We start from the raw sequence: 11568 nt of genomic DNA, 5'->3' as shown, positions 1-11568 counted from the left end.
TGTCTCCAAGGAAGGGGAGAACCGGGAGAACCCTGACGCGCCTCGGGGTTCGGAGAAGGGGAACGGCGAAGGGGAACACGGTCCGGCGGCAAGCTCTGCCGGAATGTTGCTGCAATCTCTTGCGCGGTGGAAGTTACCGGTGCATGACAGGCCCGTAAAGAGGTCCGGCAGGACCGGCTCACCGGAATGGATCACCGGGCGTGGGCGTTCGCACGGCCATGACCTTCTCCGTTGATGTGACCGTGCGCGGCTACGAGCTCGACACCCAGGGCCACCTGAACCAGGCCGTCTACCTCCAGTACGCGGAGCACGCACGCTGGGAGCTGCTGCGGGCCGCCGGTCTCCCTCAGGAGAAGCTGCTCGCCGGCGGCATCGGCCCGGTCCAGCTGGAGGTCACCGTCAAGTACCGCCGCGAGCTGCGGGGCGGCGAGCGCGTACGGGTCACCTGCCGGTTCGACTACGGCACGGGCAAGACGTTCACGCTGGAGCAGCAGGTCATCAAGGAGGACGGCACGGTGGCCGCCGAGATCACCGGAGTGGCCGGCGTCCTCGACCTGACCGAACGCCGCCTCGTCCCGGACCCGCAGGGCCGCCTGGCGGCGCTGGCGGGCAACCCGGACCTGCTGACGGGCTGAGCCGCCGACGAGGTGGACGCCCCCGCCCATACAGGGCGGAGGCGTCCATTGTCTGCGAGGAGGGCGTCAGACAGCCGTGCCGACGACCAGGTGGTCGCCTGGGATGCCGGCCTTGCCGGGCGCGTAGTAGTCCTTGATCCCGGCGACCCACGTCTCCACCCGGATCCGGTCCTCGCCGGTCGGCTCGAAGGCGTCGAAGAGCGCGTCGATGTTGGCCGGTTCGAACCCGATCGCCGTCATCAGCGCCATGAACAGCGGCCGCTCGATCAGACCGTCGCCGTCCGGATCGCCGAGCGCGGCCAGCGCCTCGGCGAAGACGGCGACGGTCGCGTCGAACCGCTCCGGCGACAGCACACAGGCGGTGAACTCCTCGAAGCTGATCTCGCCGTCGCCGTTCTCGTCCAGCTCGGTGAGCAGGGTCGTCCAGTACCGCCGGAACGCCGCGCGCATCGCGTCCTTCGCCGCCTGGTCCGAGGCGTGTGCCTCGCGTACGACGCGCTCGGCCATGAGCTCGAAGTCGTCGGCCTCCAGGACCCCGTTGGCGTTGGCATCGAACAGGGAGAAGACGAGCGCGACCCGCCGGTTGGCCTCAGTGGTCATGAATCCGTCACCTTTCGCCGTACGGTCCCGCCGGCCGGCAGCCCGGTCGGCGCATCCACTCTCGGGCCGAGGGACGGCGGGCACGGCGAAAGCCGTACTCCTTTCACCTGAAGGACGTAACCGCCCTGGCGTAAACGTCGAGTTGAGGCAGACGGCGGGGCGCAGTGGCTCCGCACGCCCCGGTACGGGCCGTGGACGCCGGAGTCGTACCGGAGAAGCGGTGGAGCCGGCTGCCGGGTCACCTTCTAGGCTGTGCGGATGCGAGAGACAGCCGCCGCGACCGGCCTCCGTACGACCGGGGCCCGCGCCGCATGACCAGGGAAGCCGGACCGGCCGCGACCCGGGAGACCCGGTCGCTGCCCGCGCACGCGCCCGGAGCCGTCGAGACGCCCTTCGTCATCCAGGCCTACGACGAGGTCGTCTCCCACGACACCGACTGGGACGCCCACTCCCATCCCTTCCACGAGCTGCTCTGGAACGAGCGGGGTGCCTCCTCCGCGGTGGTCGGCGAACGCATCTGGACGATCACCCCGGCCCTCGGCCTCTGGATGCCGGCCGGAACCTTGCACTCCGGATCGGCGACGGCCGGGACCTGGTTCCGGGCGAGCTTCTTCGGCTTCCGTACGACGTCGTCGATCTCCGGCACTCCGGTCGCCGTCGAGATCACGCCGCTGCTGCGCCTCCTCCTGGAACGGCTCGGCGAACCCGGACTCGCCGCCTCCTCCCGGGCCGCGACCGAGGCGCTGGTGCTCGACGTCCTCGCCCCGTCGCCCCGCGAACTGCTCGTGCAGCTCCCGACCTCCGACCTCCTGCGCCCCATCGCGGACGCGGTCCGCGAGGACCCGGCCGACCAGCGGACGCTGGCGGACTGGGCCTTGGAGCTGGGCGTGAGCACCCGCACGGTCACGCGCGCGTTCAGCGCCGAGACGGGCACGAGCTTCGTACGGTGGGTCGCGGCCGTCCGGGCCCAGCACGCGATCGACCTGCTGACCCGCGGCTGGGACGTGGAGTCGGTGGCCGAACAGGTCGGCTACCGCTCGTCCAGCGCCTTCGGCGTGGCCTTCCGCCGGACCACCGGGCTGACTCCGGGGACGTTCCGGCCGGGGTGAGCCTCACGCGATGAGCAGGCGCAGGCCCAGATCCGCCGCGTCGAGACCGGCCAGATCCGCGTTCCGCTCGGCCCACCGGCCCGAGGCGAGGTCGTCGCCGAGGCTGCGCACCGCACGCCGCTCCGCCTCGGGCCCGACCCTCGTCCACACCGACATCGCGCGGCGCACACGGTCCTCCAGGTACGCCTCAGGCCGGCGCCAGTACGCCTCGAAGAGACCGTCGGCGCAGTCCCACGGGACCGGCACCGGCTCGGCGCGGCCGCCGACGGCGTCGGCCATCCCGGCGAGCGACGGGAACTTCGCGAGGACGCCGGTGAACTCGGGCAGATAGTCCCGGGTCAGCCAGAACCGGTCCGGCCACCCCGGCTCGTCGGTGTCGAAGGTGAGCACCACCACGCGCCGCGCCACGCGCCGCATCTCCTGCAGCCCCGCCGGCGGATCGCCCCAGTGGTGAACGGTGGAGACGGCCATGGCCACATCGAAGGAGCGGTCCGTGAACGGCAGGCGCTCCGCGGCGGCGGCCACACACGGCGCCGAGCCCGGCGGCCGCCGCGCCCGCATGACCGCCGACGGCTCCACCGCCGTCACCTCGCGTTCCACGGGCTCGTAGGAGCCCGTACCGGCCCCGACGTTCAGCACCGTCCGCGCCTCTCCGAGCGCGTCCCAGATCCGCGCGGCGATCCGTGGAGCGGTGCGGCGCGTCGCGGTGTAGGCGCCGCCGATCGCGTCGTACAACCGCGCGCCGAGCATCTCCAGCTGCTCCTCCGGTGTCACCCTGACCCCCTTCGCCCGTGCCGCCAGTTCTCTGTCGATGGCCGCCACCATCGTGTCGGTGCGAGCCCGCCGCTCCAGCAGCAGGCGACGCTGCCGGCGCAGGTGCGCCACCGCGTCGGCCGACGGATCGTCGACCAGCTCCGCGATCTCCCGCAGCCCGAAGCCCAGCCGCCGGTAGGCCAGCACCTCCCGCAGCCGCTCCACGTCGGCGGCCGCATAGGCGCGGTATCCGGCCGTGGTCCGCGCCGACGGCCGGACCAGCTCGATCTCGTCGTAGTGATGCAGCGTGCGGACGCTCACGCCGGCCAGCTCCGCCACGCGCCCCACGGTCCAGTGATCTTCCACGGCACCGACTATGCGGCCTGACGTCACGTGAGGGTCAAGAGCCTCGTCCGCCCCCGTGCATGTCCTCATCGCTACAGCGCCTGTCTCAAACAGTTGATTGCGACAGCCGCACCTCCTCTCATAAAGTGCAAAGGCAAGCCTTACCTAAGCCGCTGCGCCTCCGCGTCGCACCCTTTCACGACGGCAGCCCACGCCCGGACGTGCGGGAAGCGGCATGCCGATCCTCCGGAAAGCCGGGTACTCACCCATGTCCTCACATCGCCTCCGCCTGCTCGCCGTGGCAGCCGCCCTCGTCTCCGTCGCCGCCTGCGGCGGGAACGGAAGCGGCGACGCCGAGAACAAGAAGGACGAGGGGAGCGCCGCCGGCGCCTTCCCGCTGACCGTCGAGCACGCCCTGGGCAAGACCACCATCCCGGCCGAGCCGAAGCGCGTCGCCACGGTCAACTGGGCCAACCACGAAGTGCCGCTGGCACTCGGTGTGGTGCCGGTCGGCATGGCCTCCGCCAACTTCGGCGACGACGACGGCGACGGTGTGCTGCCGTGGGTCGAGGAGCGGCTGAAGGAGCTCAAGGCCAAGACGCCGGTGCTGTTCGACGAGACCGACGGGATCGACTTCGAAGCCGTCGCCGACACGAAGCCCGACGTGATCCTGGCCGCGTACTCCGGACTGACCAAGAAGGACTACGAGACCCTCAGCGAGATCGCACCCGTCGTCGCCTACCCGGACGCCGCCTGGGCGACTCCGTGGCGCGAGATCATCCGTACCAACAGCGAGGCGATCGGGCTCGGCGCCGAAGGCGAGAAGCTGATCACCAGGCTGGACGGTGACATAGCCAGGACCGCCGCCAAGTACCCGCAGCTCAAGGGCAAGTCGGCGATGTTCATGACGCACGTCGACCCCAACGACGTCAGCGAGATCGGCTTCTACACCACGCACGACACCCGGACGCAGTTCTTCAAGGACCTGGGCATGACGACGCCGGGCAGCATCGAGAAGGCGTCCGAGGGCACGGACAAGTTCGCTCTCACCAAGAGCGCCGAGCAGATCGACGCGTTCGACGACGTCGACATCATCACCGGCTACGGCGACGACACCGGTGAGTTGCTGAAGACCATCGGCAAGGATCCGCTGCTCTCCAAGATCCCGGCCGTCAAGCGCGGCTCCACCTACCTCCTGCCCGGCAGCTCGCCGCTGGCCACCGCCGCCAACCCGACGCCGCTGTCGATCAGTTACGTGCTCGACGACTACGCCGCCGCTCTCGCCAAGGCCGCGGACAAGGTCAAGTGACGGCTTCCACCGACCGGCGCCCGCCGGACGCCACCGTGGCCCGGCGTCCGGCGGGCGTCCGCACGCTCCGGCTCCTCGCCGCCGTTCTCGTCCTGGCCGCCGTCATGGTGGCGTCGATCGCCTTCGGCTCACGCGATGTGCCGTGGACCGACGTCCAGGCGGCGCTCGGCGGTGCCGAGGAGACCCTCGGCCAGGCGGCGGCGACGAAGCGGATTCCTCGTACGGTCCTCGCGGTCGTCATCGGCGCGGCACTCGGCCTCGCCGGAGGCGTGATGCAGGGCGTGACCCGTAACCCTCTCGCCGACCCGGGCATCCTCGGCGTCAACATGGGTGCATCGCTCGCCGTCGTCACCGCTGTCGCGTTCTTCGGGCTCTCCTCGCCGACCGGCTACATCTGGGTCGCCATCGCGGGTGCCGCTCTCTCCGCGCTCTTCGTCTACACCGTCGGGACGCTCGGCAGGGGAGGGGCCACGCCGCTCAAGCTGGCGCTCGCCGGAGCCGCCACCTCGGCGGCCTTCGCCTCGCTGGTGAGCGCCGTCATCCTGCCGCGTAACGACATCGCCGGAAGCTTCAAGCTCTGGCAGATCGGCGGCGTCGGCGGCGCCTCCTTCGAGCGCATCGGACAGGTGGCGCCGTTCCTCGCGGTCGGCTTCGCCATCTGCCTGCTCTCCGCGCGCGCCCTCAACTCGCTCGCTCTGGGTGACGAGTTGGCGGCCGGTCTCGGTGAACGCGTCGCCGTCGCACGAGCGGTGGCCGCGCTCGGCGCCGTCACTCTGTGCGGAGCCGCGACCGCCGTGGCCGGGCCCATCGGCTTCGTCGGCCTCGTCGTCCCGCACACCTGCCGGCTGCTCGTCGGCGTCGACCACCGCTGGCTCCTGCCGCTCTCGGCGCTGCTCGGCGCGGTCCTGCTCACCGCCGCCGATGTGGCCGGCCGGATCGTCGCGCGGCCGGCGGAGATCGACGTCGGCATCGTGACCGCGCTGATCGGCGCCCCCTTCTTCATCTACATCGTCCGCCGACAGAAGGTGCGTGCCCTGTGAGCGCCCCCGTCCTCACCCGGCCGGCCCCGCGCGAGGCGGCCCCGGCGTCCGTCGCGGCCGCCACCCGCCGCCGGATCCGCGGCGCCTCCCGCCGGCGCCGGGTGATCCTGGTCCTGGCCGTCCTCGTCGTGGCCGCGTTCGCCGTGACGCTGATGGCGGGCCGTACGTTCTATCCGCCCGGCGACGTCCTGCGGGTGATCCTCGGCGAGCAGGTGTCCGGCGCCTCCTTCACCGTCGGCCGGCTGCGGCTGCCGCGCGCGGTCCTCGCCGTGGTCGCCGGATTCAGCTTCGGGCTGGCGGGTGTCACCTTCCAGACGATGCTCCGCAACCCGCTCGCCAGCCCCGACATCATCGGCATCAGCTCCGGAGCGAGCGCCGCCGCGGCCATCGCGATCGTGACGCTCTCGCTCGGTGAGGTGCAGGTCTCCGTCCTCGCCATCGCCGCCGGACTCGGTGTCGCTCTGCTCGTCTACTCGCTGGCGTTCCGTGGCGGAGTCGTCGGCACCCGGCTCATCCTCATCGGCATCGGGATCTCCGCGATGCTCGACAGCGTCACCTCCTACGTCCTGTCCCAGGCCGCCGAATGGGACCTCCAGGAGGCGATGCGCTGGCTGACCGGCAGCCTCAACGGCGCCACCTGGGACCAGGTCGTCCCGGCGTTCGTCGCGGCCGCCGTCCTCACGCCACTCCTCCTCGGCCAGGCCCGCAGCCTGTCCGCGATGCAGCTCGGCGACGACACCGCCTCCGCTCTCGGTGTACGGGTCGAACGGACCCGGATCACCGTCATCGTGGCCGCCGTCGGGCTGATCGCCTTCGCCACGGCGGCCGCCGGACCCATCGCGTTCGTCGCGTTCCTCTCCGGACCCGTCGCGGCCCGGATCGTCGGCGCGGGCGGTTCGCTACTGGTGCCCGCCGGGCTCGTCGGCGCGCTGCTGGTCCTCGTCGCCGATGTCACCGGCCAGTTTGCCTTCGGCGAGCGCTATCCCGTAGGCGTCGTCACCGGCGTCCTCGGCGCCCCGTACCTCGTCCACCTGATCATCCGCACCAACCGGGCGGGAGGCTCGCTATGACCACCGACCACCAACTGACCGCCGAACACCTCACGCTCGGCTACGGCGACCGTACGGTCGTCTCCTCGCTCGACCTGGTCGTACCGCCGGGCAGGATCACCGTCATCGTCGGCGCCAACGCCTGCGGCAAGTCGACCCTGCTGCGCTCGATGTCCCGCCTCCTCGCACCCCGCGAGGGCCGCGTCGTGCTCGACGGCAAGGAGGTGCACCGCCTCCCGGCCAAGGAACTGGCCCGTACGCTCGGGCTGCTGCCGCAGTCACCGGTGGCGCCCGAAGGCATCACCGTCTCCGACCTCGTGGGCCGCGGCCGCCATCCGCACCAGTCGGTGTTCTCCCGCTGGAACGAGAAGGACGACGCCGCCGTCGCCTCGGCCCTGGAGGCCACGGCCACCGAACCGCTCGCCGACCGCGCGGTCGACGAGCTCTCCGGCGGACAGCGCCAGCGCGTCTGGATCGCCATGGCGCTGGCCCAGCAGACCGACCTGCTCCTGCTGGACGAGCCCACCACGTTCCTGGACGCCAGCCACCAGATCGACGTGCTCGACCTGCTGACCGACCTCAACCGCTCGCGCGGCACGACCATCGTGCTGGTCCTCCACGACCTCAACCTCGCCGCCCGGTACGCCGACCACCTCATCGCCCTCGCCGACGGAAAGCTGCACTCCTTCGGCACCCCGGCCGAGGTGCTCACCGAGGAGACCGTCCGCGCGGTCTTCGGCCTGGAGAGCCGCGTCGTCGAGGACCCCGTCTCCGGCCGGCCGCTGATGCTGCCGATCGGCCGCCACCACGTGCGGGGAAGGCCGGGCCCTCAGGAGCCGAGCAGCGCGGAGCCGTACCAGTCCGAGGCGTCCGCCACTCCCGGCAGCGCGAGGAAGTAGCCGCCGCCCGTCGTGGTGCTGAAGTCGGCGAACCGCTCGCCCTCCAGCCGCTTCTGCACGGTCGCGAACTGCCGGACGATGTCCCGCTGGTAGCAGCAGAAGACCAGCCCGACGTCGAGCGTGCCGTCCGGTGCGAGGCCGCGGTCGACGTTGTAGCTCCGGCGCAGCAGCACCGAGTCCTCGCTCCCGGCGGTCCGCGGATTGGCCCGGCGGATGTGCGAGTCCAGCGGTGTGACCCGGCCCTCCGGATCCCGCCCGTAGTCCGGCAGGTCGCTCTCCTCGCGTCCGTCGAGCGGCGCCCCGGTCGACTTGCGCCGGCCGAAGATCCGCTCCTGCTCGCCGAGCGGGACCCGGTCCCACGCCTCGGCCCGCAGCCCGATGGTGCGCAGCACCTGGTAGCTCCCGCCGCGCGCCCACCTCGGCGCCTCCGGCCCGACCCAGACCAGCCGGTCCATCTCCCGCGCCGACGCCGTGTCCGGGTGCGCGGTGCCGTCCTTGAAGCCGACGAACGACCGCGGAGAGCCCTCCGGCCGCGGCGGGTTCAGGAAGCCGTCGGTCCGCCACCGCGTCCGCAGCAGCCCCGAGGCCTCCCGCGCCAGATCCCGTACGACATGGAGGACGGCGTCCGGGTTCTGAGCGCAGACCTGCACCGAGAGATCGCCGTGACAGCTTCCCGGTTCGAGCCGGTCGCCCGGGAACTCCGGCATCGGCACGAGCCCGGGCGGCAGTGCGTCCGCCAGCCCGTACCGTCCGTCGAACAGCGAGGCACCCACGCCGACGGTGATGGTCAGCCGGTCCTCCGGGCCCCGCACCGCCGCCACGTCCGGATCCAGCGGTGTGACCCCTGCCGTCAGGATGCGGCACCGTACGGTCAGCTTCTTGAGGAGCGCGGCCAGCTCGGCCCGGTCGCGCGCGAGCACGTCGAAGGCGGCGAAACCGCCGAACCGCTGCTGCCGGGTGAGGATGCCCGCCTGATGCGCACCGTGGAACGGCACCCGACCGTCGTCAGAACCGGCCGCCGGCGCGCCGGAAGCGGTTCCCACCGCCACCGTGCCGGTCAGCCCCACGGCCCCCACGACACTCGCGGCTCCTCGTACGAAAACCCGTCGGCCGGGACGCGTATCCCGGCGTTGGTCACTTTCCGTCATGGCCGTTCTCCTTCCGGGATTTTGGCGGTCCGCTCCGTCTCCTGGGCGCTACCGCGCGGAACGCCAGCTCAGCACGGTTTCCTCGGGCAGGACGGGTCGCTTGGGCCGGGCGGCTGAGCGCCGGGGCGTGCGCCCCTCTGATCGGCTGACTGCGGAGCGTGAGTGACATGTTTCCCGGCGCGACGGGGGACACAGGGGAGGTCTGTTCCCGGGCCCTGGGCCGGGATGCCCGAACACCCCGAACCGGCCATTGGGAGAACCTCGGTGGAGAACACCTCGGTCCGACACGCCTCGGTGCAGAACACCTCGGTGGAGGACAAGGAAACCGTACGGAGCTGTCCCTTCGACTTCGCACAGCAGCTGGAGTTCGACCCGCGGCTCAAGGAGCTGCTCACCGAGGAGCCCGTCTCCCGTATCCGTATGGCGTACGGCGACGGCGAGGCATGGCTCGTCACCCGGTACGAGGACGTCCGGACGGTCACCACCGACCGGCGCTTCAGCCGCGGCGCCGTACTCGGCCGCGACTTCCCCCGGATGACCCCGGAGCCGATCGTCCAGGCCGAATCCATCAACCTCATGGACCCGCCCGCCAGCAGCCGGCTGCGCAGCCTGGTCGCCAAGAGCTTCACCCCGCGCCGCGTCGAGCAGATGCGGGAAGGAACCCAGCGGGTGGTGGACCGGCTGCTGGACGGGATGGAGGAGGAGGGCTCACCCGCCGACTTCTTCGCCCGGGTCGCCGCGCCGCTGCCGCTGATCACCATCTGCGAGGCGCTCGGCATCCCCGAGGCCGACCGCCCGTGGCTCCGCGCCCACGCCATGACGATGATGAACGTCGGCGCGGCGGGCAAGGAGGACGCGGTACGGGCCAAGGCCGAACTGCGCGGCTACTTCACCGAGCTGACCGCCGAACGCCGCCGCTCGCCGGGCCAGGACCTCATCAGCACCCTGGCCACCGCCCGCGACGGCGACGAACTGCTCGACGACAAGGAACTCGCCGTCATGGCGATGGTCCTGCTCATCACGGGCCAGGACACCACGACGTACCAGCTCGGCAACATCGCCTACACCCTGCTCACCCGGCCGCAGCTGCTGAAGACGCTGCAGGCCGAACCCGAGCGGCTGCCCCGCACGCTGGAGGAGCTGCTGCGCCACATCCCCTTCCGCAAGGGCGTCGGCATCCCGCGGATCGCCATGGAGGACGTGGAGCTCGGCGGGGTCGTCATCAAGGCGGGCGACGTGGTCCATGTGTCATATCTGACGGCCAACCGCGACCCCGCCAAGTTCGACCGTCCCGACGAGCTGGACCCCGACCGGCCGTCCATCCCGCACATGACCTTCGGCTGGGGCGCCCATCACTGCCTGGGCGCGCCGCTCGCCACCATGGAGCTGGAGGTGGCCTTCGCCACGCTGCTCGCCCGGTTCCCGGCCCTGCGTCTCGACGCGGCGCCCGAGGACATCCGGTGGAACACGACGTCCATCTGGCGTCACCCGCTCGCGCTGCCCGTCACCTGGTGACGAGAGCCTCCGCTCCCAGACACGAGGAGAACCCATGGCGACCCTGTGCCGTCCGGCCATCGCTGTGCCCGAACACGTCATCACGATGCAGCAGACCCTGGAGCTGGCCCGGGAGACCCACCACGGCCACCCCCAGCGCGACCTCGTCCTGAGGCTCATCCGGAACACCGGCGTCCAGACCCGGCACCTGGTGCAGCCGATCGAGGAGACCCTCAAGCACCCCGGCTTCGAGCTCCGCAACCAGGTGTACGAGGCCGAGGCCAAGACCAGGGTCCCCGAAGTGGTGCGGCAGGCCCTCGCCAACGCCGGGACCGAACCGGCCGACATCGACCTGATCATCTACGTCTCCTGCACGGGCTTCATGATGCCCTCGCTGACCGCCTGGCTCATCAACACCATGGGGTTCAGACCCGAGACCAGACAGCTGCCGATCGCCCAGCTCGGCTGCGCGGCCGGCGGCGCCGCGATCAACCGGGCGCACGACTTCTGCCGGGCCTACCCGGACTCCAACGTCCTCATCGTCTCCTGCGAGTTCTGCTCGCTCTGCTACCAGCCCACCGACATCGGCGTCGGATCGCTGCTCTCCAACGGCTTGTTCGGGGACGCCATCTCCGCCGCCGTCGTACGAGGGCAGGGCGGCACCGGCATGAAGCTGGAGCGCAACGGCTCCCACCTCGTGCCCGACACCGAGGACTGGATCTCCTACGCCGTCCGCGACACCGGATTCCACTTCCTGCTCGACAAGCGCGTGCCCGGCACCATGGAGATGCTCGCGCCGGTCCTGAAGGACCTGGTCGATCTGCACGGCTGGTCGGTGCCCGCCATGGACTTCTTCATCGTCCACGCCGGCGGGCCGCGCATCCTCGACGACCTCTGCCACTTCCTCGATCTGCCGATGGAGATGTTCCGCTACAGCCGGGCCACTCTCACCGAACGCGGCAACATCGCCAGCTCCGTCGTCTTCGACGCGCTCGCCCGCCTCTTCGACGACGGCGGTGCGGCCGAGTCCGCACAGGGCCTGATCGCCGGATTCGGGCCCGGCATCACCGCCGAGGTCGCGGTCGGCAGCTGGACGCACCACGACCCGGCGGGCGACCCCGACCGGGAGCTGGCCGACCTGGAGCTCACGACGGGCGTTGCGCTGTCCGGCTGAACCCGTGTTAAGG

General features: G+C 71.3%; 10 protein-coding genes and 1 pseudogene. 8 read left to right on the top strand and 3 right to left on the bottom strand.

Features of this window, described 5'->3' with window-relative positions:
• Nucleotides 1-218 precede the first annotated feature (218 nt).
• Nucleotides 219-635, top strand: a complete 417-nt coding sequence (locus tag ABZ267_RS09560) for an acyl-CoA thioesterase (RefSeq protein WP_356752107.1) — start codon at nt 219-221, stop codon at nt 633-635.
• A gap of 66 nt (nt 636-701) precedes the next feature.
• Here ABZ267_RS09560 and ABZ267_RS09555 read toward each other — a convergent pair whose 3' ends face one another.
• Nucleotides 702-1235: an EF-hand domain-containing protein gene (locus ABZ267_RS09555; protein ID WP_356752050.1), complete on the bottom strand. Its 534-nt coding sequence runs from the start codon at nt 1233-1235 to the stop codon at nt 702-704.
• A 311-nt stretch (nt 1236-1546) separates the two neighbouring features.
• Here ABZ267_RS09555 and ABZ267_RS09550 point away from each other — a divergent pair, with 311 nt between their 5' ends.
• Nucleotides 1547-2344 carry an AraC family transcriptional regulator gene (locus tag ABZ267_RS09550; RefSeq protein ID WP_356752049.1) on the top strand — a complete coding sequence of 266 codons (798 nt, stop codon included), beginning with the start codon at nt 1547-1549 and terminating at the stop codon, nt 2342-2344.
• A 3-nt stretch (nt 2345-2347) separates the two neighbouring features.
• On the opposite strand, the gene ABZ267_RS09545 is transcribed toward ABZ267_RS09550, so the two are convergent.
• Nucleotides 2348-3445, bottom strand: a complete 1098-nt coding sequence (locus ABZ267_RS09545; RefSeq protein ID WP_356752105.1) for a MerR family transcriptional regulator — start codon at nt 3443-3445, stop codon at nt 2348-2350.
• A 265-nt stretch (nt 3446-3710) separates the two neighbouring features.
• On the opposite strand from ABZ267_RS09545, the gene ABZ267_RS09540 reads away from it, so the two are divergent.
• The 4 genes from ABZ267_RS09540 to ABZ267_RS09525 are packed head-to-tail and all read left to right on the top strand — an operon-like array spanning nt 3711 to nt 7739.
• Nucleotides 3711-4751, top strand: coding sequence for an iron-siderophore ABC transporter substrate-binding protein (locus tag ABZ267_RS09540; protein WP_356752047.1), 1041 nt, complete (start codon nt 3711-3713; stop codon nt 4749-4751).
• Nucleotides 4748-5791: an iron ABC transporter permease gene (locus ABZ267_RS09535; RefSeq protein ID WP_356752045.1), complete on the top strand. Its 1044-nt coding sequence runs from the start codon at nt 4748-4750 to the stop codon at nt 5789-5791. The genes ABZ267_RS09540 and ABZ267_RS09535 overlap by 4 nt, the downstream gene beginning before the upstream one ends.
• The gene (locus tag ABZ267_RS09530) at nt 5788-6861 is read left to right on the top strand and encodes an iron chelate uptake ABC transporter family permease subunit (RefSeq protein WP_356752043.1); all 1074 of its coding nucleotides are present in this window, start codon (nt 5788-5790) and stop codon (nt 6859-6861) included. The genes ABZ267_RS09535 and ABZ267_RS09530 overlap by 4 nt, the downstream gene beginning before the upstream one ends.
• A complete protein-coding gene (locus tag ABZ267_RS09525; RefSeq protein WP_356752041.1) occupies nt 6858-7739 on the top strand; it encodes an ABC transporter ATP-binding protein in 882 nt (293 codons plus the stop codon). Before ABZ267_RS09530 ends, ABZ267_RS09525 begins: the two co-directional genes overlap by 4 nt.
• On the opposite strand, the gene ABZ267_RS09520 is transcribed toward ABZ267_RS09525, so the two are convergent.
• Nucleotides 7670-8815, bottom strand: coding sequence for a Dyp-type peroxidase (locus ABZ267_RS09520; RefSeq protein WP_356752039.1), 1146 nt, complete (start codon nt 8813-8815; stop codon nt 7670-7672). The two genes, ABZ267_RS09525 and ABZ267_RS09520, sit on opposite strands and share 70 nt — an antisense overlap.
• A 297-nt stretch (nt 8816-9112) precedes the next feature.
• On the opposite strand from ABZ267_RS09520, the pseudogene ABZ267_RS09515 reads away from it, so the two are divergent.
• Together ABZ267_RS09515 and ABZ267_RS09510 are read left to right on the top strand one after the other, a co-directional pair.
• A pseudogene (locus ABZ267_RS09515) lies at nt 9113-10300 on the top strand (cytochrome P450); the annotation flags it as partial.
• Nucleotides 10239-11555 (top strand): type III polyketide synthase, encoded by a 1317-nt coding sequence (locus ABZ267_RS09510; RefSeq protein ID WP_356752103.1) that lies wholly within the window; start codon nt 10239-10241, stop codon nt 11553-11555. The pseudogene ABZ267_RS09515 and the gene ABZ267_RS09510, both read left to right, overlap by 62 nt.
• Nucleotides 11556-11568: the final 13 nt, after the last annotated feature.

Source organism: Streptomyces sp. NPDC006174 (assembly GCF_040614075.1).
Taxonomy (GTDB): Bacteria; Actinomycetota; Actinomycetes; order Streptomycetales; family Streptomycetaceae; genus Streptomyces.
This window is presented reverse-complemented; position numbering and strand designations above follow the sequence as displayed.